Here is a 22,433-nt window from a genome sequence, read left to right as displayed (position 1 = left end):
GTAACTTCTTCGGAAATAAGCCGAAATGTCACAAAAATTTGAGAAGCAATTTTCGTATATTCCTTCTTATTTCTTGAAGCTGACCACTTCTGTCACAACCTCTTGCCTATTTATAATTCTGGAATATGGTTTTCCCCTTTGAGCCACAGTTCTTGCGGTGTATATTTGTCTTTTCCATTTATGAATACTGTTCCATCTGCTTCAATCGTTACTTCAGTCCCAATCCACATATTAGTAGACAAAGCGAGAAGATTTTTTCTTTTTCCTCTTCCTTTTTTTCCAAATTGCAAGGCATCGGTTATCTCTTCTGTCCAATGAGATTTCACGTATTTTACTTCCCCGTTTTCAAATGTAACTTTCAAAATATTCGCTATATTTTCTACTTTTACTGCTTTAGGAAACGACTCCTCCATTTTTTTCACTTTCCTTCCATCAGCATTTAGTATGCGCTTTCTTATCGCTGTAAGTATATCATAGTTTGTTCTATTAGCAAAAAACGTATTCATTCCATTAAGGAATATTTTATCAATCAAGTTGAATTGTTTTCCTCCTTTGCACCTTTTACTATAGATAGGTAAAGACAACTAAGGAGGAATTTTTCATGACAGATCAACCGTATGATTTAAGAAAAGTCATCGAAGAACTAAAAACACTTCCAGGTCAATATCACGAAACAGATATTGAAATCGATCCTGAAGCAGAATTATCTGGTGTTTACCGTTATATCGGTGCTGGCGGTACAGTAAAACGTCCAACTCAAGAAGGACCAGCTATGACTTTCAATAATATCAAAGGTTTCCCCGGCACACGTGTGAACATCGGGACAATGGCTAGTCGTAAACGTGTAGGTGAAATTTTGCACCATGATTATCGAACACTTGGTCGTTTCTTGAAAGACGCTGTAGAAAATCCAATCAAACCTGTGAAAGTAGACAAAGCAGACGCTCCAGCACAAGAAGTCGTTCATCTAGCTACCGATGCAGACTTCGATATTCGCAACATTTTGCCTGCACCTACAAATACTCCTGAAGATGCAGGTCCATACATCACGATGGGTGTAGTCTTAGGATCAGATCCAGAAAAAACAATGAGCGATGTAACGATCCATCGTATGGTCCTAGAAGACAAAGATACGATCGGTATGTACATCATGCCTGGTGGACGCCACATTGGTCACTTCCAAAAACAATTTGAAGCATTGAATAAACCAATGCCTATCACTATCAATATTGGTTTAGATCCAGCAATTGCCATTGGTACGACTTTCGAACCACCTACCACTCCACTTGGCTACAACGAACTATGGTGTGCAGGAGCTTTGCGTAACGAACCTATTCAAATCGTTGATGGTGTAGCAGTCGATGAAGTGGGTATTGCTCGTGCTGAATTTATCATTGAAGCAGAAATCATGCCAAATGAAACAATGCAAGAAGATATCAACACGAACTCAGGAAAAGCAATGCCAGAATTTCCTGGCTATACTGGGGATGCTAATCCAGCTGTACAAGTAGTGAAAGTCAAAGCAGTTACTCATCGAAAAGACAATCCAATCATGCAAACAACGATTGGTCCAAGTGAAGAACACGTATCTATGGCCGGTATTCCTACAGAAGCAAGTATTCTTGCCTTGGTTGATAAAGCTATTCCAGGAAAAGTAGTAAATGTCTACAATCCTCCTGCAGGTGGCGGTAAATTGATGACCATCATGCAGATCCGTAAAGAAAACGAAGCGGATGAAGGTATCCAACGCCAAGCAGCTATTCTTGCTTTATCAGCCTTCAAAGAATTGAAGACAGTCATTTTAGTCGATGAAGATGTTGATATTTTCGACATGAACGATGTAGTTTGGACTTTCAACACTCGGTTCCAAGGAGATAAAGACGTCATTGTGATCCCAGGAATGAGAAACCATCCATTGGACCCATCAGAATTACCAGAATATAATCCTGGCTCTATTCGTTTCCGTGGGATGAGTGCAAAAACTATCTTTGACGGTACAGTTCCTTTCGATATGAAAGAACATTTTGTACGTGCAAAATTCCAAGAAGTAGAAGATTGGGAAAAATATTTGAAATAATGAATGATCTGCAACTGTTTTGACATCATAAAAAGGAGTGCGGAAAATGGAACAATTGGCACAACGGAAGAAAAAAATCGTGATTGGTGTAAGTGGCGCTTCGGGCACCATTTATGCCATCAACCTAGTGAAGAAACTAAAAGAATATCCGATGGTAGAAACACACGGAATCATCAGTCCATGGGCAAAACAGAACTTAAAGCTGGAATCCGATTTATCCCTAAATGAATTCGAAAGCCTGTTTGATTACCATTATTCAAACAAAGATCTAGGGGCTGCTGTCGCCAGCGGATCATTTTTGACCGATGGAATGATCATCGTACCGGCAAGTATGAAAACAGTCGCAGGTATCTCTGTTGGTTTAGGCGACAACCTGATTGCACGTGCTGCTGATGTAACAATGAAGGAGCAACGAAAGTTAGTCATTGTCCCTCGTGAAACGCCATTAAATGCCATTCACTTGGAAAACTTGACTAAATTAGCACGACTAGGTGTGCAAATCATACCACCGATCCCTGCTTTTTATAATCAGCCTCAAACGATCCAAGATCTTGTTGATCACCATACAATGAAACTTTTGGATCAATTTGGGATTGTAAATGAACATTCAAAACGTTGGCAAGGTGATTAATATGGAAAAAGAAACGATAGTTGAAGTAACAAAACTAGGTTTCACGATCCAAGCTGCTGTTAAAGTAATCGGTAAAGACTTATTGATTACTTTAACAGGCGGAGATACACCACATATCGGAACAGTCACTACATTTTCTCGTGATACAGAGATCCAAACTGTACGTTTCCCTAGCCACGATGGTCGTTTCCACAAAGACGATGTCTTAGCCGAAAAAATAGCTGTGATCATCAAAAATGCCGTTCCAGGAAGCTGTACAATCACTTCCGGTATCCATGTTGACCATATCTCCAATGCACAAATCAACGCTTCTTTTCCGATGTCAGAAGAGTTAGGTTACAAGATTTTAGATTGGTTGGAAAAAACAGATTTCCATATCAAAGAACCAGTTTATTATACAGATGGTGAAAAACCATTATGAAAGAAGAGGTTGTGACACATCTTTTGTCATAACCTCTTGTTTTTATTTTTGCTTCACTGTAACTACTACGATATCACCAATTTCGTTAGAACAGGTTCTTTTTTCTTCAATAAAAAGGCAATAATAAAGCCAAGGATCCCAAAGATGATCGCTACGATAAACGCGGCATGGTAACCTGACAGTGTGGCATTAATTGCCTGATCTTTATAAGCTAATGGTGTATTGTCCAATACAGATTTGCTTGGGATATTTGCTTTTGTCACATTCGTCAACACACTGATCAAAATAGCTGTACCGATCGAGCTTGCAATTTGACGGAATGTATTATTTACCGCTGTCCCGTGACTGATCAAGTTATTTGGCAATGCATTCATACCAGAAGTCGTTACCGGCATCATGACCATGGAGATCCCAAACATACGGATCGCATAAAGGATCACGATATATAAAACTGGAGTCGTTTTTGTCAAGAAAGCAAATGGTGCAGTTGCGGCTGTCAAAATGAACATCCCTGTAATGGCTAAACGTTTCGCGCCGTATTTATCGAAAATCGCACCTGTAACAGGCATCATAGCCCCCATGATCAAAGCACCTGGCAACAACATCAAGCCAGAATGGAATGCTGATTCTCCGCGAATGTTTTGGATATACAACGGCACGACCATTTCTGCCCCTACCATCGCCATATTCGTTACACCGGCTAAAACAGCTGCAATCGTAAATGTAGATGATTTGAATACACGAAGCTCCAAGAATGGATGTTCCAAATGTAATTGACGCCATGAGAACAAGGCGATGAAAATCACACCAACGACTAAGAAACCAATTACTTTCAAGCTTCCCCAGCCATCATCACCTACACTAGAAAATCCATAAAGCAAACTACCGAATCCAATCGTTGACAAAATAGCTGATAAAATATCAATGCTAGGATTTGACAATGGAATAACACTTTTCATTAGGAAGAATGCTAAAACCAAGACAAGAACAACGATTGGCAGTACCATACCAAACAAGTCACGCCAATGGTAGTTATCAATGATGTAACCAGATAATGTAGGGCCTAAAGCAGGAGCAAGCCCAATAACGATTCCTGACATCCCCATTGCTGATCCTCTTTTTTCTGGTGGGAAAATAGACAACATGATATTTTGCAATAATGGCATCGATACTCCCACACCGCAAGCTTGGATCAAGCGACCGATTAGTAATGTACTAAAATTAGGTGCTGTAAAACAAGTAATCGTTCCGATCAAAAAGATCGTCATGGCAGAAAGATATAAATTTCTTGAACTGAATTTATTGATCAGCCATGCTGTTATTGGGATCATGATCCCGTTGACTAGCAAGAAACCAGTCGTTAACCATTGCACATCAGACGCTGAAATATCGAAAGCTTTCATCAATGTAGGAAAAGCTGTCGTCAATAAGGTCTGATTCAAAACGGTACAAAATGTACCAATTAATAAGACAACAACTAAAAGTGTCCGATTATATGGTTTTCCGTAAATATCTACGGGTTGGTTGTTACTCATATTTCTCCTTCTTTCTGAATTTTTTCTGAAACTACTAGAATACTTTAGTCCTAAATCCACCATTTGTCAACCTACTTGACACATTAGTTAATACAGATATAATTAAAGAAAGTAAGAGGACAAAAGGAGTGACAAAAATGGTTGGGGCTTCCCTTAAACGTTTGTTGGAAAACGATCAATTGGTTGTTGGCATCAGTGAATTAAGTGATATCGTCGGTGTGTCTCCACGTCAATTACGGTATTGGGAACAAAAGGGATTCATTCGTTCGATCGAAGCTGATGCGAATTGTCCTAGAAAATATCGTTTGCCTACAGTTATAAAAGTAGAACTGATCAAAAAATACTTAGATGACGGATTTACCTTATCTAAAGCTGCAGAAAAGGCAGAAATCCGACAAAAGAAAATGCATCATGTCCGCAAAGTTTTTTCAAAAGCAATCAAAGATATCGAATTGATCGACGAACGCTATACGATTTTACAAATCGGTAACTTCAAAGAAGAGAATGCGAAGATGTACATCATTCATGACAACGAGACAGACGAATTGTCTTACAAACTCCTTCCTGTCGATGAAAAAGCTGACTACGAGCAGCTGTTAAAAGAACTCTAAGCTCCGCTAATCTCCTAAACATCAGACTTTTTAAAAAGTAGATGATACATATAACACTTAGAAAAAGCCTGCTTGAACATAAGAATATCCGAACGGTGATCTGCATTTCTTTCATATAGAAAGGAAGCATCCATCACTGTTCGGATATTTTTTAGTTTATTTTTTTCGGTTGTTTTCTTCTTCCAATACATCTGTCAGCCAACTTGCATATTCTGTTTCCCGATTGATCGCATGCGCTAAAATCAAGTAATGTCCGTAATTTTCATGTTTTTCTTTTTCTGTAGGAAAGATTGTTTTTTTCCGCTCTAATAGATGAAGGCGTTTTTCTTCATGAAGATCACGTTGCTGCTGGATAATTTCTACTAATGCCGGATCATTTACGTCTTTGACGAAATACAATTTTAAAACGAATTCGTCTCGATTAACCGGCAGTTCATTGGTCGGTGTATGAATCCACTCTGCTAATTGTTCCTTCCCTTCTTCTGTTAATTCATAAACTTTTTTTTCCAATTTTTCGCCTGTGATCTCTACTTGATGCTGAATGATTCCTTGCTCTTCCATTTTTGCCAGCTCAGGATAAATCTGACTATGTTTTGCTTGCCAAAATTCTCCTATTTCATTTTTGAATGATTGATTCAATTCATATCCTGTCATCTGCTTCTTACTTAATAACCCTAATAAAATATAGCGAAGTGTATTTTTTCTTGCCATCAGTTTTTCCTCCTTGACAAATCTTTAAATCCATTCTATCATAAACAAGTAATCGAAAACATGTAGTTTATTACATGTTTTAATTTAGAGGGAGATGCTTAAACATGAAAGAATTTAAAGAATTGGAAGATTTTATTGGAACTCACTTTATTTATACGTATGACAACGGTTGGGAATATGAATGGTATGCAAAAAATGACCATACTGTCGATTACCGTATCCACGGCGGAATGGTCAAAGGTCGTTGGGTAAAAGACCAAGAAGCTGATATCGTTAAATTGACAGATGGCGTATTCAAAATTACTTGGACAGAACCAACAGGGACAGACGTTGCATTAGACTTTATGCCAAATGAAAAGAGACTTCACGGAATGATCTTTTTCCCTAAATGGGTTGAAGAACATCCAGAAATCACTGTTACTTTCCAAAATGAACATATCGCAGAAATGGAAGCAGCTCGTGAAAAATATGAAACTTATCCAAAATTACTTGTTCCTGAATTTGCTACGATCACTTATATGGGTGATGCAGGTATAGACAATGAAGATGTTATTAGTGAAGCACCATATGATGGAATGCCTGATGATATCCGTAGCGGAAAATATTTCGATGAAAATTATAAACGAGTAAAATAAGGTTGTGAAAGAGAGGTTGTGAAATCGGCGTTACGCTTTGAGTAATAAGAACGCTAGTCAGAAAATAGCTTTTCATATTTTCTAGGCTAGTGGGCTTATTACCGAGAAGCAGCTGATTGAACACCGTTTATCAAGAGGTTGTGAAATCAGCGTTTTGACCTGAGTATTAGAGAAACAAACGGAAAAATAGTTTCTCATATTTTGCCGTTTGTTGAGCGAATACCGAGGGTCAGCTGATTGAACACTGTTTAGTGGAGAGGTTGTGAAAAAGCTGTTCTGCCTCAAGTAATAAGAACAGCCAAACAAAAATAGCTTCTCATATTTTTTGTTTGGTTGGGCTTATTACCGCAGATGCAAGCTTTTGAACACTGTTTAGTGGAGAGGTTGTGAAAAAGCTGTTCTGCCTCAAGTAATAAGAACAGCCAAACAAAAATAGCTTCTCATATTTTTTGTTTGGTTGGGCTTATTACCGCAGATGCAAGCTTTTGAACACTGTTTAGTGGAGAGGTTGTGAAAAAGCTGTTCTGCCTCAAGTAATAAGAACAGCCAAACAAAAATAGCTCCTCATATTTTTTGTTTGGTTGGGCTTATTACCGCAGATGCAAGCTTTTGAACACTGTTTATCAAAGATTGTAACCTGCATCTTCACACAGTTAAAATAGTGACTTCAAAATGAAATAATGCTCCCAGCAAAAAAATAGGCTGGGAGCATTATTTCGTTATTCTGTTCATCAAAAATCAGTGGTTTGATTCCATTGCATCACAAGCTCCTCCTCATTTACTGCTTCATCTTTTTGCAGTATTTGAACGGTAAAGCCTTGTAAAAGATAGAAATGAATAGCTGATTGATTTTTTTGATAAACTGTCAAAGTCAATGTTTTATTGGTTTCTTTTATTTTTTTCATTAGTTGCGTACCGATTCTTTGTTGCCGGTATTCCCTTTTTACAAAGATTCCTGCGATGAACTGATCGATCACCCCAGCAAAACCGACGATTTCTTGATCTATTTCTGCTAAGTAAATCACCGCATCTGGTAAAGCTTTCCTAACAGATTCTACTTGATTCTCCCAATAAGTTGGTGAGATGAATCCATGAGAATCCAAATTAGCATGCAGCCAAATCGATAGAACAGTTTCCAGTTCTTCAGCAGACAACTCTGTTGTTGTACGAATCATTTTTTCTCTCCTTACTTAGTCATTGAGTTTAAACCAAAAACCATTTTTTTGAAGTTCTTTCACTAGTTTTCGCCCCTCAAAAAAGTACATCTTTTCTTGTTTTAATTTTCTGATACCAAAAGATGCAGCGACTTTAGGATCATCAACTGATACGATTCGATAAGTCCCACCAGGCAATTGATCCAGCTTGACTTTCCCATAATGATCGCTTTGCACTGAAAACGGCACACCATTTCTAGTAAGTGTTTTTTTCTTATGTTTCAAAATAAATGAGCCACCATTTACTGGATTTCCTGCTGAATCACTTATAATAAATGAAAAATCAAGCACTTTTTTACTTAACCGATACTGATAAATCAATCGACCAATAAACAGTAACAGTATGACTACAGCTATTATCGTTCCTGCAAGAATAAGCAACTGTCGCAAATTTCTTTCCTGATTTCCTTTTTCTTCTTCCTTTTTTACCGATTCACTATAAGGAATCCGATGTCCCGTCACTAGCAAACGATGCGTGTTGATCATATATGGTGTACATGTAAGCAAGGTGACTAAGTCTTTTCCTTCTTCAATCGTTAGAACAGACGTGTCATCTGGCAGTACCACTTGTATATTTTCAACTTGATAAGCCAATTTCTCCCCCAAAACAGTCAAAATAAACGTATCTCCGTGTTCTAAGCGATTTAACTCGGTAAATAATCGTCGATTGGGTAACCCGCTGTGAGCAGAAATCACTGAATGCGTCGAATTTCCACCAAGTGGGAAAGAAGTTCCTTGTAAGACGCCTGCTCCATTCTCAAGAATCATGCCGTTAAGCCGGTCATAAAGTGAAATACTTATTTGGATTTTAGGTATATTGACACTTCCGATCAGCCATTCCTCTAATTGGCTGGATGTCGTGCTTTCATTTCTGTTCTGTTCATCGAAAGGATCAGCCCCAGGATTGAATCCTTGGTCAGTTAATCGTTGGTTTTGCTCCTCCATTTTCTTTCGTTGCGCTTCATTTTCGGCTGCGGTTCGTTTTTGTACTTGTTCCATTCGTTTTTGATCCATAAGACTATTTAAAGAATCCACATAAAATGGATACAAAGCGATTAATAACCCTACGGCGATACATATCAATAAAAATAAACGAAACAAAAGCCGACGAGACTGTTTTTGCTTTCTCTGCTTCACATGTTTCCTCCCTTGCAAGTTTTTTTGTTCTTTCTTTTATTATATGGGTTCAGGAAAAAAATAGAAAATGAAAGCCGATGAGGTTGTGACAGAAGTGGTTAGCTTCAAGAAATAAGAAGAGATTTCTGAAGAAGCTACTTCTGGAACACCGTGAATCAGAGGTTGTGAAAAAGCTGTCCTGCATCAAGTCATAAGAACAACCAAACAAAAATAGCTCCTCATATTTTTCGTTTGGTTGGACTTATTACCGCAGATGCAAGCTTTTGAAGACCGCTTAAGGAAGTGGTTGTGAAAACTGCGTTATGCTTTGAGTAATAAGAGCGCTAGTCAGAAAATAGCTTTTCATATTTTCTAGGCTAGTGAGCTTATTACCCAAAACAAGGGAGGCGACATGGCTTTGTCACATCCTCTCTCCTTAGAAATTTCACTTGTGTTTTTCTTGTAAAATTCATAAATATTTTCATGAATTTTCTAATTTCTTGCCTCCCTATCGCATAGGATATATGATGAATTTATCTAAAGTTTGCAAAGGAGTTCGACAATTGAAAAAATATGGCCCGTTTTTAGCAATTTTTTTCATTGCTTTGGTATTTCTCATGCCTCATTTATTCACACATAAACTAATTTTGGGTGCTGATGCCCCCTTCCATTACAATCGGTTCTACGATGCTGCGCAACAAATCAAACATGGGGATTTCCATTATTTTCCTTCCCTTTATGGATTCCAGCAAAGCGGTAGGATCGTTAATGCCGTTTACGGCCCATTTTTTGCTTATTTACAAGGATTGATCGTGTTGCTTGCAGGTAGTTGGTTTCACTATCAGATTCTTTCAAACTTCATTCTTTATCTTATTTCAGGATTTTCTATGCTGATTTTACTGAGATATGTCAATGTTCGGAACTGGGTAAGTGTACCAGTAGCCGTTTTATTCATGAGTACGTATTCTATTCAATATTGGTCTATCAATCAAGGATTCACTAGTTGGGGGACTTGTTTCTATCCTTTATGCATGATCCCTATTGTTGATTTCGTCCTTCATAAAAAGTTTCCTGTGATCAAAGTTGCGATCTCAGTTGGACTTATGACGCAGATTCATCTGCTGTCTTCGATCATGTTAGCCTTGATGTATATTCCTTTTTATCTTTATTACTTTTTTAACCAGACTGAAAAAGGAAAAGCACTGCTTCAACTGATCAAGTCGGTCTTGCTTTATTTTGTCCTGACAGCAAATATTTGGGCAGGACTAGCTATTGTTTACAGCGGGAATAAGATTCTTCCCCCCTTTGTTAACAGAGAAATGAGTCAAAAGGCGATTGACCTAGATGGCAGTTATTGGCTTCATTACCCTAAAGCCTTTCCGATATTGATATTGTCAGGTTTTTTGCTTTTTATTTTCTTTCAACAAAAGAACACCTTGTTCCAAAAAATCGTGTTGTATACAAGTCTTGTTTTCTTTTTTCTTTCTACTAGCTTGATTCCATGGACGACATTGATCGAAAAAAATGTACCTTTTATTAGCTTAATTCAATTTCCATTTCGATTTTTCGTCCCATTTACGCTATTGCTTCTGCTTTACCTTGCCCTATCACTAAATCAATGGTCTGAGCAAAAGTGGTTCCGTCTTTTAGGTATATTGGGTATTCTTATTTTTTCTGCACAGACGATCCAAAACTTATACCAGCATCTAGAAAAGTGGGAGAATGAAACATTTGTCAGTCGACATACTTATCTCTTCGATACACCGGAAGAAGCAAGGAAAACATTCTTCAGTAAAGATATGTCTACCAGCTTATTCGTTTTCCAAAAAACCACCCCTGACTATCTCCCAATCTATAAGGAGACAAAAGACAACAAATACGACCGATATAACGAAGAAATATTAGAAAACGAAACAACTTTCATAAAAACACATCCAGGCGGTCTTTTGACAATCAAGTGGAAAAATACTGGGGACAAAACGGTTCATATCCCTGTTATCGTTTATGATCGGACTGTACTACAGCAAAATGGAAAAACATTGACTGATTATGAATTAACGGATATCGGGACCCCAATTGTGAATCAGCAAAAAGGGATCAACGAGCTCACGCTTCACTATCGAACGCCAATCTATTTCTATTTCATTCTTTCTCTTACTTTGATTGGCTGGTTTACCTTGCTGTGCTTATTTATTTATCATAGATACAAGCATCTACATGCTTAGTCAAAACGGATGATACATCCAATCAAAAAAACTCTCCGAACGGTAGGATCGATCGGAGAGTTTTATTTTGTTTAGTTTTTTTGTGTCATATTTTTGTTCGTTCATCGTCCATCTATTTCGATTTCAGCCCCATAGTGATCACTGATGATTGGGCTATCGATCCCGTCAAAAATCCGTTGATATTTTTTTACTTGTACTCCTTCAGGGACAAAAATGAAATCTATACGCAATTTTTCTGTATTTTGTTCCCAACCATCAATCTTCTTTTCCACAGTAGCAGCCTTGCCTTTTTCATTCGCGATAACATACGAATCTTGAAGAAGAAGACCACTTTCCTTTACTATATGATAACCTTCAGAATCTGCTGGATTATTGAAATCACCTAGGAAAAAAAGTGGTGCGCGTGTTTCAAAAAAGTAGTTTTCCAAGTTTTTCCACTCAAAATAAAAGCCGCTTTTTTTATCTGTCCACCAAGAAAAGTGGCAGCTAGAGACAAAAATATCTTGATCATCTATCTTTGTTTTTCCAATCAAGATCTTGCGCGTCCGATAATCTTCTTTCTTTTGAGATTCGGAGACGGTGAGGACCTGACTTTCCAATGGTCTTTTCGTAAGCAGCGCATTTCCTTCTTCATATTTATCATAACCGATGTGGCTCATTTCCCAACTCCAAAAATACTCTTTTCCTTGTTCTTTTAAAAGCTGGACTAAACAGTAGGCAAAATTATCTTTGCGGATAGGAACTTGATTCTCTACTGGACAGAACTTCGTTAGTTTTGGAGGGTCTGCTTCTTCAGATTCCAGCAATTGGTTGATTTCTTGTAAAGCGATCACTTCATAATCTTCTAACAGGATCTTCTCTGCTAATTCCTGTAATTTTTTCTCTGGTTCTGGCTCAAGCCAGCTATGTGTGTTCAATGTCATGAATTTCATGGTTCTTCTCCTTCTTTTCATTTCGAAACAAAAGGGGTTGTGACAAAATTTTGTCACAACCTCCCCAGTAAACAGTGTTCAATCAGCTGACCTTCGGTATTAGCTCAAAAACGGCAAAATATGAGGAGCTATTTTTCCGTTTTGCCTCTCTAATACTCAGGTCAGGGCGCTGATTTCACAACCTCCCCTTATATTTTAATGGAGCCGATCACTTTACCAGCTGCCACTGTCCCTACTTGCTTGATCACTACTTCTTCCACTTTATCATTCGTAAATACGATCATGATCGTTGGATCTTTTTCTTCGTTTTGGATCACCTCAAGATTCATCTCAGCTAATTTCGTTCCTGTTCCTACTTCTTGTCCTTCTTTGACAGCAATCTCAAAAGCTGACTGATTCATTTGGACTGTATCAATCCCCATATGGATCAAAACTTCGACGCCATCTTTCGTTTCTAGCCCAATTGCATGTTTGCTAGGGAAAATACTTGTAACTTTTCCAGCGATCGGCGCAACAACTTCTCTTGACGTTGGAATAACAGCAAAGCCATCACCCATCATTTTTTGTGAGAATACTGGATCTTTTACTTCAGCTAATGGAATCACTTCCCCAGAAGCTGCGGAAACTAGTTCTTGTTCTATACCTAAGTAATGCTTACTATCTGCTTGTCCATTTCCTGTAGAAACCATTTGCGGCTCTGGAATCTCTGCTCCTGATTGCAACAAATCTTCGATATCTGATTTCAAGACATCTGCTTTTGGTCCATAAACTGCTTGGACTCCATTGTCTTTGACGATTAGCCCCATTGCTCCTGCTCGTTTCCAGGCTTCTTCAGTCCCAACTTTTTCCCGATCGTTTACACTTACACGTAAACGAGTCATACAGGCATCGACATCTTTGATATTTTCTTTTCCGCCCAACAAATGAATGATCTGGACCACTTGCTGATCTGCTGTTCCTGTTCCACTGTTAGATACAGTGGTTTCTTCACTGTCATTGTCATAATTTCCGTTACGCCCAGGTGTAGCAAAGTTGAATTTTTTGATTAAGAAATTTGCTAAGAAATAAGTAACAACACCAAAAACGATTACACATAACACGAAGTTGATAAGATCTGCACCTAGACCCGCTTTGATAGCTAACGGTGTCCGCGTCAGCAATTCGATATTTCCAAATGAATGGACCCGCAATGGTAAAATGTCTGCCATTGCAAATGCCACTCCCTGAATGACTGAATAAATGGCATATAATGGTACAGCCGCAAACATGAACATGAACTCCAATGGTTCTGTTACACCTGTTAGAAAGACAGCTAACGCTGCTGAAAAATACATTGATTTATATCTTGCTTTCTTATCAGGATCGACATTACGGTACATCGCAAATGCCATCCCCATCAAAATACCCGAAGAACCAATCATTTGTCCTACTTTGAAACGGGCCGGTGTCCAGTTATGCAGCACAAATTCATATTGCGCCATATCCCCTGCACCTCTAAGATTCACTAAATCAGTGGCCCAAGCTAACCATAATGGATCTTGTCCAAAAACTTGTGTTCCTGCCTGTGCACCTGATAGAATCTCGTACGATCCGCCAAGCTGTGTATAGTTGATAGGAATCGTCAGCATATGATGCAATCCGAACGGTAATAGCAAACGTTCCAATGTACCAAATAAAAACGGTGCTAGAATCGGTGCGCTTTCCTGGGATTCTGCAATCCATAAACCAAAATTATTGATTCCGGCCTGTACGTTTGGCCACACAACAGCAAGAATCAATGCCACAATCGTTGACCATAAGATAACGACAAACGGAACAAAGCGCTTTCCATTGAAGAAAGACAAAGCATCCGGCAATTTTCTATAATTATAGTACTTATTATAAGCCATTGCCCCGACAAAACCAGCGATGATCCCTACAAATACACCCATATTCAAAGCTGGTGCTTCCAACACACTTGTAAAGAACCCTTTAACCATAATCTTCGTACCGAAAAGAGTGTGAGTAAACGCGTCTTCATTCGCAAGCATGTCGCTTGTGACACCAAAGATGGCCCCAGTGATCCGATTGATCAGAATAAATGAGATCCCAGCAGCAAATGCCCCACCTGCTCGTTCTTTTGCCCAACTTCCTCCTATTGCTAAAGCAAATAAAATATGAAGATTACCAATAATTGCCCAACCAATATTTTCTATTACTCCGCCCGTTGTAACAAGCGGCGTCCACTCAGGATTGATCAAAGGAATTGATTTCCCTATACTGATCATCAATCCAGCTGCCGGCATCACTGCCACCACAACCATTAAAGCCTTTCCAAATTTTTGCCAAAACTCAAAACTAAATATCTTTTTCATTCCGTTTAGCTCCTTTACGCAATCGGTTTCGTTAAATGTATTATAGCGTGCGTTTTCTTTTTTGTAAATGCTTTATTTTTCATTCTTCTGTCTATACCATTCTTCAAAACCTATAGTACATAAGTTTCCTTCTATAAATAGCTCGAAAAAAATTTATTTTTATGCTTTTTTCTTTGAAATATTTCTTATTGTCTATTGACTTGCGCAATCGGTTGCGTTTATTATGAACGTATAAAACAGCTCATTAGGAGGAGAACAATGAAACAGATCAAACGACTATTTGCTATTGATCCATGGAAAATCAGCACGACCCAATTAGATAAAAAAAATCTTCGACTGCAAGAATCTCTGACAAGTATTGGAAACGGTTATATGGGGATGCGTGGGAACTTTGAGGAAACTTACTCAGGGGATCACCATCAAGGTACTTATTTGGCAGGTGTCTGGTATCCTGATAAGACACGTGTCGGCTGGTGGAAAAACGGTTATCCAGAGTACTTTGGAAAAGTGATCAATGCCTTGAACTTTATCGCAATAGATATTTCGATCAACGATCAGCTGATCGACTTGGCTTCTTTGGAACCAGAAGATTTTTATTGGGAACTAGATATGAAAAACGGTGTGCTATCTCGCACATTCACAATCACTACTTCTACTAATAAAGTACGTATTTCATTTGAACGTTTTTTGAGCATTATCAAAAAAGAAGCAGCTTACATCCATTTGACTATAGAAATGCTTGAAGGTAATGGAACAGTCGACCTCGTATCGAAATTGGATGGAAATGTCCAAAACGAAGACAGCAACTATGATGAACATTTTTGGAATGAGATCGATCGTGGAACCATAGAAGAAATCGGCTATTTAACAACTAAAACTATTCCAAACAACTTCGGGATCGAACAATTCACTGTTACTGCAGCAATGCGTCATTTCGTTAACGGAAAAGCAGTCGTTCCTGACTATCACGAAGATACTTTAGCCTTACATGGTTGCCTGTCTGCTGAATTATCTCAAGGCGAGACATGGACAGTAGAGAAAGAAATCATCGTTCTTACTAGTCGAGATATCCCAGAAGCGCAGCAAGCAGAAAAAGCCCTCTCAGAATTAGCAAATCAGACAAACAATTATATCCAAGCAAAAGAAGAACAAACAGCGGCTTGGGCAGAACGATGGAAGCTTGCCGATGTGGTCATCGAAGGAGACGAAGAAGCACAGCAAGGTATTCGCTTCAATTTGTTCCAACTATTCTCTACTTACTACGGCGAAGATGAACGATTGAATATTGGACCCAAAGGATTCACAGGAGAAAAATACGGCGGTGCCACTTACTGGGATACAGAAGCGTATGCAGTCCCTCTTTATCTCGCTTTAGCCAAACCCGAAGTAACTAAGAATCTTCTGAAATACCGGCATAACCAGCTGCCGCAAGCGATCCACAACGCTCAGCAGCAAGGATTAAAAGGCGCGCTTTATCCTATGGTCACCTTCACTGGCGTCGAATGTCATAACGAGTGGGAAATCACTTTCGAGGAGATTCATCGAAATGGTGCAATCGCCTATGCAATCTACAATTACACGAATTACACCGGTGATACAGAATATTTGAAAAATGAAGGTCTAGAAGTTTTAGCAGAAATCGCCCGCTTCTGGGCAGACCGTGTCCATTTTTCAAAACGAGCAAATAAATACATGATCCACGGAGTGACTGGACCAAATGAATATGAAAACAACATCAATAACAATTGGTATACAAATACGATCGCAGCTTGGGTCTTGCGTTACACGCGAGAAAATTATTTAACTTATCAAAAAGAAGCTGCTATCACTATCAGCGAAGAAGAACTAGCCAAATGGAAAGATATCGCAGAGAACATGTACTTCCCAGTGGACGAAGAATTGGGGATCTTTGTCCAGCATGACACATTCTTAGATAAAGATCTCATGCCTGTATCCGATATTCCCACAAGCGATCTTCCTCTGAACCAGCATTGGTCTTGGGACAAAATCCTTAGATCTTGCTTCATCAAGCAGGCAGATGTATTACAGGGGATTTATTTCTTCAACGATACTTTTACAAAAGAAGAAAAACAAAAAAACTTTGATTTCTATGAACCAATGACTGTCCATGAGTCTTCCCTTTCCCCAAGTATCCATTCGATTTTAGCAGCAGAATTAGGAATGGAAAACAAAGCTGTAGAAATGTACCAACGAACAGCTCGCTTGGATTTGGATAATTACAATAACGACACAGAAGACGGCTTGCACATCACTTCCATGACTGGCAGCTGGTTGTCGATCGTCCAAGGATTTGCACAAATGAAAACCGCCCATGATCAATTGAAATTCGCACCATTTCTGCCAAAAACCTGGAATGCTTATTCTTTCCATATCAATTATCGCGGACGTTTATTATTCATCTCAGTTACAGATGAACAAGTTACTTTCGAGTTATTAGAAGGTATGCCTCTGGAACTTTTCGTCTATGAACAGTCTTACACTTTAGAGGATCGCCTAGAAATAACGCTAAGAAAGGAGGAAGCAAATGTTTAAAGGGGTATTGTTCGATTTAGACGGCGTCATTACCGATACTGCCGAATTCCATTATCGTGCTTGGCGAAAGCTTGGTCAGGAAATCGGCATTACGATCGACCGTACATTCAACGAACAGCTAAAAGGCGTTAGCCGAGAAGACTCTCTCTCTTTGCTTTTAGCTTATGGCGGAAAAGAACACTCTTTTTCAAAGGAAGAATTTGCAGAATTAGCAAAAAGAAAAAATGATTATTATTTAGAGATGATCCAGACGATCGAACCAAAAGATGTCTTACCTGGAGTCGTCCCTTTACTAGATTCTTTAAAAAAAGAAAAAATCAAGATCGCTCTTGCTTCTGCAAGTAAAAATGGGCCTTTCCTACTTGAAAAAATGGGTCTCACACCTTACTTTGACGCTATTGCCGACCCGGCAGAAGCAGCAAACGGAAAACCTGCGCCAGATATCTTTCTCCTTGCAGCAAAAGCTGTCGGACTAAAAGCAGAAGAATGTATCGGGATCGAAGACGCGCAAGCTGGTATCCAAGCCATCCTCTCAAGTGGTGCCCAACCAATTGGCGTGGGACGTGCTGAAGACCTTGGAGAGGAGATCCCGCTTGTCCCTGATACGACTTTTCTTACGATCGATTACTTGAAAGAAAAGTGGCATGACCATGGATAATCCAGAAATCTCCGTCGTACCAGTTCCAGAGACTGAAATAAAGAAAATCACGTTGAAGAACGACTATTTAGAAGTCGTTCTTCTCAACTATGGTGCCCGCCTGCATCAAATCTTCGCGCCAGACAAAGAAGGAAAATCAGAAAATATTTTATTGTCTTACGATCGTTTCGAAGATGTTCTAACAGATAAAAGCTTTTTTGGCGCAACTGTCGGACCTGTAGCTGGAAGGATCCGAGATGCTTCTTGGGGTGAGCATAGATTGGAAAAAAACTGCGGATCACACCATATCCACGGTGGCACGAAAGGCTGGTCTTTCCAATATTGGGAAGTAGAAGTTTTCAAAACTCCTTCATCAATAGGCGTGGTCTTTTACTTAAAAGATGAATTTTCTACCTATCCAGGACCAATCACTGCTACGATCACTTACCGTTTGACAAAAAACGAGTTAGAGATGACGACCTCTGCCAGTAGCCTAGTCGAAACCATCTGCAATCCGACCAATCATGCCTACTTCAACCTTTCAGGAAATGGAAAAAGAGACATCTATGACCATCAGTTAACGGTCTTCTTAGATGGTATCCTTGAATTAGATCAAGAAAAACTACCTACTGGAAATTGGACGAAAAAAGAAGACCTGCCCATCGACTTTAGAAAATCTCCAACACTGCAAGAAATCCTTGCTTGTTATCCAGCTGGACTAGATGATGTATTTCTTTTGCATCATCCTAGGCTTTCCAGAAATTCCTTACAATTATTCGAGAAGCATTCTGGTCGTCAAATGACTATAGCAACTTCCAATAAAAGTATGGTATTATTTTCTACGACTGGATTTGAAGCTGATTTCTCTGTCAACGGAAAACAGATGCATTCAAACTACGGATTAGCAATCGAACCGCAAGAAATCCCTGATATCGTTCATTTTCCCAACTTTGGATCGATCAACCTCCATCCTGGTCAAGAACGGATCAGTCAGACGATTTATCGGTTCTCTGCACAATAACAAGAGAAAGGTGTTTTTATCATGGCTATTACCGTAAAAGATGTGGCGAAAAAAGCCGGTGTTGCTACCTCGACCGTCTCTCGTGTTATCAATGATCATCCTAGTATTTCCGAAGCAACAAAGAAGAAAGTCCGAAAAATCATGGATGAACTAGGTTATGTTCCTAACATGACTGCCCGCAATCTAGGAAAACGCATTTCCAGTGCCATCGGCGTGATCTTACCCCCTCTTGATTCAAAAGAGCGGATCGGGAATCCCTTTTATCTTGAGATCATGGAAGCAATCAACGAAGAAGCGCGGAATTATGATATGACGACAGCGATTGCTACTGCTAAAAATTTTGATTTACTGTTAGAGAACGTCCAGCGTATGCATCTACAAAAACAAGTAGATGGTTTTATTCTAGTGTATTCAGATAGTCAAGACCCTGTCATTGATTATTTATACCAAAACCATATCCCTTTCACTTTGATCGGACAGCCTTATCATCACGAAAACGAAATCGTTTATGTAGATAATGACAACCAACTTCTAGGCAAACAAGCAACAGAATTTTTGATTCAGAACGGACATAAGAATATCCTATTCGTGACGAATACGACTCATGAGAGTTTGTATTTCGAACGATATTTCGGTTATCAAAAAGCGATGATGATGGCTGATTTTCCTGCGTTTTCCAGTGTAGTACTGGAACATACAGAAGATTATCTGACCTTTGAGAAAACGTTGAAAGAAAACGAAGCCACAGCATTGGTAGTCATTGACGATATCTTCGCCCTTCGCACGATGCAGTTGGCACAAATGTATGGTTATGTCATTCCAGAGACACTTTCCGTCATTAGCTTCAACAACTCGATCTTCTCAACATTGACACATCCTTACCTTACAAGCATCGATATCGATATCTCCGAATTAGGACGTGTCGCTATGCAAAAACTGCGTGAACTGATCCATGAAGAATTAAGTAGCGGCGTACGCTTGGTCATCCCTCATCGCTTGATCAAAAGAGAGACAGTTGTTCCTTTAGAAAGCACGAAACTTAGTTAAATCACTGAATTTGCTGACCATTTATCCTATGGTCAGTTTTTTACATAAAATATGTTATTTCTATAAGTTTGAAAAGAAAACATTAAATAACATTAATATTAAAATAAATAAATCTATCCCTTCTTTTTCTTTATCAGTTATGCGAACGATTATGCATCCAAAACAAACGATTATTTGACATAACTACTATCTTCCATGAGAATACACGAAGGAAACACCAATAATATAAAAAACATTTTTTTAAATTGATTTTTTCTATTACGCCTTGTATTCTTTTGTTTTTTCAAGAATAATTAAATGTGTAAGCGAATACGAATGAACGGAGGTGCAAAAGACCCCCTTGTCGATCAGCCGCACGTGTTCTTGAAAGGAGAAAACATGAAAAAACTCACTCATTTGTTTTTTGTTGTGTTGACACTTCTGCCATTTGCTGCCACGCCTGTCCAAACGCGCGCCCAAGAAACGTATACGATTAAAGCAGAACAACATGCGACGACCGAAGTTGTTCCTGAACTCCCGTCTATCTCTCGTATCCCTGTCACTACCCAAGAACCAGATCCGCACAACGCAGCATTGGTTCCTTTAACCGGTGGCGTCAGTTTCTCCTCTTTTCTCTCTCCTTTTTCTGCTGTTGGTGCTACATTAAGTTCTGCATTGGTTTCCCTCCCTGCTTCTGCTGCAGTAGTTTCTGCTATCCTAGGAGCAGGACTTGGTTATAGTTTTTACCAATTAGGTTCCTCCTTAGGCGTCGCCACTGCAGACTTACTCAAAACGAATGCGAGCTTGTATGAATTATCTTCCAATAATCCTGCCCTGCAACAAGAATTGGCCGCTTTTGCCACTTCGGGAATTGATTCTACTACTAGTACCTATAATTTCTCGCAAGGTCTGCAAAAAAGATACGCGCAAGACGTGACCAGTCATGCATTGATGCGGGAATATTTGACAGGAACAACGGATCATGGTGCTTATCGCTTTTCGATCAATGACCATCCGGCTTTTCGTAAACTGATCTCTTATGGTTCTCTTTCTACTGAAACGGCTCGGACTGGCGTGATCGGACGTGATGCCTCGGTAGCTGATCGAATGTTCATCGAAGATCAATTCTTCTTACTGGAAATGGTTCGTGTCATGGAAACTCGAGTCGGCAGTGATACAACATTACTAACGATCTCCGGTCATAATTATGGCCATCGGGGTAGTCACGGTTCCTTTGTCCATGAAGTCGAATTAAGTGTCCCGATGTCTGTCTTGATGAGCCAGATCGCGACTCAAGAAGACTTTCTGGAATACATCCAGCAAAACACCACTTTTGAATTTGGGGTGATCGAAACACCCTCAAGAGAAGTCGCTGTCCAGACGGCTCAGCAAATGGCGCAAGCCTATCATACACGCACTGCCGATATACAAAAGAACTTAGCGGAAGTCTTGGCACCGACTGAAAACGGATTGAGCTTCGATCCTTCTGGTATAATCGCTACCTTATACGGACAAACGGTTGTCCTTGATGCAACAGGAAAGTTCGTGTACGCTGACACTCGCGTAGCCGTTCCAGAATACCAGTGGGGAGCGATCGATTTTGCTTACAGTGAAGCAGCCATCCCAATAGATGATTCGATCACGATCGATGGGCGAAGAGGTGTATTAGATGAAGAAACTGGAGACATCGTAGAAGATGGTACAGGTAAAACATTAGTCGAAGGCGCAATGGGCGCTGCATGGAATGCGTTGAGTCTTGCCCGCGTCCTTGAAGCAATCAAAAACTTCAAAGGGGATGACGATGATGACGATGAATTCGAATGGTATTCCCCTCTTGATTTGTACTATGACGAATGGTATGCAGACGGTGGGAAAGGGCATACGATGGAACGACATGTGGGACAAACTGCGGATGCCCTACAAGCCCGATTGGAGGACATAACCTATTCCGCTGCCTTCCATACTACGGAACAAGCTTTGATATTTATCAACTGCGCGATCTATACTGCCAATAAAAAATACTTAGAGGGTACGATCAAATTACCTTTAGGTGATTGTTCTTTACAAGATGGTAATCGTGTAATCTATCGATCGTATAAATCGATCGCTCTTGGAAAGACATTAGGATGGGGATTTTACAAAACGCCTTATGAGAAATATGTTCAATATGATTCAATCTATTACGCCAAAGTGGTCATCCAAAGAATGCCCAACATCGTATGGAAAAAACGAAAGTATTATATCCTAACTGCTTATCCTGACTTACGAAGAACCGTAAAAGAGGAGCCGCCAAGGGCGGCTCCTCTTTCTTCAATCCAATATCAATATAGCATCAAAAACAGTGAATCGCTTTCTCTTTTCGTCATACACTGACCACACATAAGCACCATCCCAATAACGACCATTATTATAATAATTCGTAAATTCATTATTCCAAAGGTAAATATGCAGATGATCTTTATCTGGGAAAAGACGATCATTCAACTGGTTAAATTCTTCTTCCGTTCCTGCCGCTCCTTGAGGCGCATCAAGAAAAGAAGTCCGATAAATACTATCTTCTGCCCAGAATGATTCAGGTGTGATCCTTTCCGCCTTCATCATTTCTTTATTCACATAAATAGGATACTCTTTCATCTTGTCAAAAAATCGGATATCCGTATAGTTGATTTTTTCTTCTCTGAATTCGTAAAGTTTTTGTGCATATATTTTTTTAGAAACTATAAGCCCTTCTTTG

19 protein-coding genes are annotated in these 22,433 nt (G+C 39.3%); 11 read left to right on the top strand and 8 right to left on the bottom strand.

From position 1 onward, the window contains the following. Window positions 1–110 precede the first annotated feature (110 nt). A complete protein-coding gene (locus A5849_RS03455) occupies window positions 111–422 on the bottom strand; it encodes a hypothetical protein (protein ID WP_002320403.1) in 312 nt (103 codons plus the stop codon). A gap of 179 nt (window positions 423–601) precedes the next feature. On the opposite strand from A5849_RS03455, the gene A5849_RS03450 reads away from it, so the two are divergent. The 3 genes from A5849_RS03450 to A5849_RS03440 are packed head-to-tail and all read left to right on the top strand — an operon-like array spanning window position 602 to window position 3,129. After that, window positions 602–2,077, top strand: a complete 1,476-nt coding sequence (locus A5849_RS03450; RefSeq protein WP_002314053.1) for a UbiD family decarboxylase — start codon at window positions 602–604, stop codon at window positions 2,075–2,077. 46 nt (window positions 2,078–2,123) lie between these two features. Next, window positions 2,124–2,708: a UbiX family flavin prenyltransferase gene (locus A5849_RS03445; protein WP_002293209.1), complete on the top strand. Its 585-nt coding sequence runs from the start codon at window positions 2,124–2,126 to the stop codon at window positions 2,706–2,708. Window position 2,709: 1 nt separating this feature from the next. Beyond that, a complete protein-coding gene (locus A5849_RS03440; RefSeq protein ID WP_002310750.1) occupies window positions 2,710–3,129 on the top strand; it encodes a hypothetical protein in 420 nt (139 codons plus the stop codon). A 65-nt stretch (window positions 3,130–3,194) separates the two neighbouring features. On the opposite strand, the gene A5849_RS03435 is transcribed toward A5849_RS03440, so the two are convergent. Continuing rightward, window positions 3,195–4,664 carry an MDR family MFS transporter gene (locus tag A5849_RS03435; protein WP_086309959.1) on the bottom strand — a complete coding sequence of 490 codons (1,470 nt, stop codon included), beginning with the start codon at window positions 4,662–4,664 and terminating at the stop codon, window positions 3,195–3,197. 137 nt (window positions 4,665–4,801) lie between these two features. Between A5849_RS03435 and A5849_RS03430 the strand changes: the two genes are divergently transcribed. Beyond that, window positions 4,802–5,275 carry a MerR family transcriptional regulator gene (locus A5849_RS03430; protein WP_002293203.1) on the top strand — a complete coding sequence of 158 codons (474 nt, stop codon included), beginning with the start codon at window positions 4,802–4,804 and terminating at the stop codon, window positions 5,273–5,275. Between the two features lie 156 nt (window positions 5,276–5,431). On the opposite strand, the gene A5849_RS03425 is transcribed toward A5849_RS03430, so the two are convergent. Beyond that, window positions 5,432–5,986: a PadR family transcriptional regulator gene (locus A5849_RS03425; RefSeq protein ID WP_002293202.1), complete on the bottom strand. Its 555-nt coding sequence runs from the start codon at window positions 5,984–5,986 to the stop codon at window positions 5,432–5,434. Between the two features lie 104 nt (window positions 5,987–6,090). Here A5849_RS03425 and A5849_RS03420 point away from each other — a divergent pair, with 104 nt between their 5' ends. Continuing rightward, window positions 6,091–6,621: a phenolic acid decarboxylase gene (locus A5849_RS03420; RefSeq protein ID WP_002345403.1), complete on the top strand. Its 531-nt coding sequence runs from the start codon at window positions 6,091–6,093 to the stop codon at window positions 6,619–6,621. Between the two features lie 731 nt (window positions 6,622–7,352). Here A5849_RS03420 and A5849_RS03395 read toward each other — a convergent pair. Together A5849_RS03395 and A5849_RS03390 are read right to left on the bottom strand one after the other, a co-directional pair. Further along, the gene (locus A5849_RS03395; RefSeq protein ID WP_002310743.1) at window positions 7,353–7,796 is read right to left on the bottom strand and encodes a GNAT family N-acetyltransferase; all 444 of its coding nucleotides are present in this window, start codon (window positions 7,794–7,796) and stop codon (window positions 7,353–7,355) included. Window positions 7,797–7,811: 15 nt separating this feature from the next. Then, window positions 7,812–8,972, bottom strand: coding sequence for a class C sortase (locus tag A5849_RS03390; RefSeq protein ID WP_002314050.1), 1,161 nt, complete (start codon window positions 8,970–8,972; stop codon window positions 7,812–7,814). Between the two features lie 503 nt (window positions 8,973–9,475). Between A5849_RS03390 and A5849_RS03380 the strand changes: the two genes are divergently transcribed. Next, window positions 9,476–11,176 carry a hypothetical protein gene (locus A5849_RS03380; protein WP_002316660.1) on the top strand — a complete coding sequence of 567 codons (1,701 nt, stop codon included), beginning with the start codon at window positions 9,476–9,478 and terminating at the stop codon, window positions 11,174–11,176. 101 nt (window positions 11,177–11,277) lie between these two features. Here the strand turns inward: A5849_RS03380 and A5849_RS03375 are convergent, their stop codons facing one another. Both A5849_RS03375 and A5849_RS03370 read right to left on the bottom strand, forming a co-directional pair. Continuing rightward, window positions 11,278–12,108 carry an endonuclease/exonuclease/phosphatase family protein gene (locus tag A5849_RS03375; RefSeq protein ID WP_002320399.1) on the bottom strand — a complete coding sequence of 277 codons (831 nt, stop codon included), beginning with the start codon at window positions 12,106–12,108 and terminating at the stop codon, window positions 11,278–11,280. Window positions 12,109–12,296: 188 nt separating this feature from the next. Then, the gene (locus A5849_RS03370; protein ID WP_002310738.1) at window positions 12,297–14,462 is read right to left on the bottom strand and encodes a PTS transporter subunit IIBC; all 2,166 of its coding nucleotides are present in this window, start codon (window positions 14,460–14,462) and stop codon (window positions 12,297–12,299) included. A 258-nt stretch (window positions 14,463–14,720) separates the two neighbouring features. On the opposite strand from A5849_RS03370, the gene A5849_RS03365 reads away from it, so the two are divergent. The 5 genes from A5849_RS03365 to A5849_RS03345 all read left to right on the top strand — a co-directional run bounded on the left by A5849_RS03365 (window position 14,721) and on the right by A5849_RS03345 (window position 22,072). Further along, entirely contained in the window at window positions 14,721–17,015 is a 2,295-nt protein-coding gene (locus A5849_RS03365; protein ID WP_047927983.1) for a glycoside hydrolase family 65 protein, read from the top strand. Beyond that, window positions 17,008–17,673, top strand: a complete 666-nt coding sequence (pgmB, locus tag A5849_RS03360; RefSeq protein WP_086309958.1) for a beta-phosphoglucomutase — start codon at window positions 17,008–17,010, stop codon at window positions 17,671–17,673. The genes A5849_RS03365 and pgmB overlap by 8 nt, the downstream gene beginning before the upstream one ends. Continuing rightward, on the top strand, window positions 17,666–18,673 hold the full coding sequence (locus A5849_RS03355; protein ID WP_002335179.1) for an aldose epimerase family protein: 1,008 nt from the start codon (window positions 17,666–17,668) through the stop codon (window positions 18,671–18,673). The genes pgmB and A5849_RS03355 overlap by 8 nt, the downstream gene beginning before the upstream one ends. Before the next feature lie 21 nt (window positions 18,674–18,694). Further along, window positions 18,695–19,720: a LacI family DNA-binding transcriptional regulator gene (locus A5849_RS03350; protein WP_002312769.1), complete on the top strand. Its 1,026-nt coding sequence runs from the start codon at window positions 18,695–18,697 to the stop codon at window positions 19,718–19,720. A 315-nt stretch (window positions 19,721–20,035) separates the two neighbouring features. Continuing rightward, a complete protein-coding gene (locus A5849_RS03345) occupies window positions 20,036–22,072 on the top strand; it encodes an RNase A-like domain-containing protein (protein WP_086309957.1) in 2,037 nt (678 codons plus the stop codon). Here the strand turns inward: A5849_RS03345 and A5849_RS03340 are convergent. Further along, a partial coding sequence (locus A5849_RS03340) for a hypothetical protein (RefSeq protein ID WP_256923956.1) occupies window positions 22,010–22,433 on the bottom strand: 424 nt, incomplete at its 5' end. The genes A5849_RS03345 and A5849_RS03340 overlap by 63 nt on opposite strands.

It is taken from the genome of Enterococcus sp. 10F3_DIV0382 (assembly GCF_002140245.1).
GTDB classification, from domain to species: Bacteria; Bacillota; Bacilli; order Lactobacillales; family Enterococcaceae; genus Enterococcus_B; species Enterococcus_B lactis.
This window is presented reverse-complemented; position numbering and strand designations above follow the sequence as displayed.

Coding starts and splice junctions, on each gene's coding strand:
- A5849_RS03450 (WP_002314053.1), top strand. CDS start 602: ATGACAGATCAACCGTATGATTTAAGAAAAGTCATCGAAGAACTAAAA.
- A5849_RS03445 (WP_002293209.1), top strand. CDS start 2,124: ATGGAACAATTGGCACAACGGAAGAAAAAAATCGTGATTGGTGTAAGT.
- A5849_RS03440 (WP_002310750.1), top strand. CDS start 2,710: ATGGAAAAAGAAACGATAGTTGAAGTAACAAAACTAGGTTTCACGATC.
- A5849_RS03435 (WP_086309959.1), bottom strand. CDS start 4,664: ATGAGTAACAACCAACCCGTAGATATTTACGGAAAACCATATAATCGG.
- A5849_RS03430 (WP_002293203.1), top strand. CDS start 4,802: ATGGTTGGGGCTTCCCTTAAACGTTTGTTGGAAAACGATCAATTGGTT.
- A5849_RS03425 (WP_002293202.1), bottom strand. CDS start 5,986: ATGGCAAGAAAAAATACACTTCGCTATATTTTATTAGGGTTATTAAGT.
- A5849_RS03420 (WP_002345403.1), top strand. CDS start 6,091: ATGAAAGAATTTAAAGAATTGGAAGATTTTATTGGAACTCACTTTATT.
- A5849_RS03395 (WP_002310743.1), bottom strand. CDS start 7,796: ATGATTCGTACAACAACAGAGTTGTCTGCTGAAGAACTGGAAACTGTT.
- A5849_RS03380 (WP_002316660.1), top strand. CDS start 9,476: ATGATGAATTTATCTAAAGTTTGCAAAGGAGTTCGACAATTGAAAAAA.
- A5849_RS03375 (WP_002320399.1), bottom strand. CDS start 12,108: ATGAAATTCATGACATTGAACACACATAGCTGGCTTGAGCCAGAACCA.
- A5849_RS03370 (WP_002310738.1), bottom strand. CDS start 14,462: ATGAAAAAGATATTTAGTTTTGAGTTTTGGCAAAAATTTGGAAAGGCT.
- A5849_RS03365 (WP_047927983.1), top strand. CDS start 14,721: ATGAAACAGATCAAACGACTATTTGCTATTGATCCATGGAAAATCAGC.
- pgmB (WP_086309958.1), top strand. CDS start 17,008: ATGTTTAAAGGGGTATTGTTCGATTTAGACGGCGTCATTACCGATACT.
- A5849_RS03355 (WP_002335179.1), top strand. CDS start 17,666: ATGGATAATCCAGAAATCTCCGTCGTACCAGTTCCAGAGACTGAAATA.
- A5849_RS03350 (WP_002312769.1), top strand. CDS start 18,695: ATGGCTATTACCGTAAAAGATGTGGCGAAAAAAGCCGGTGTTGCTACC.
- A5849_RS03345 (WP_086309957.1), top strand. CDS start 20,036: ATGAACGGAGGTGCAAAAGACCCCCTTGTCGATCAGCCGCACGTGTTC.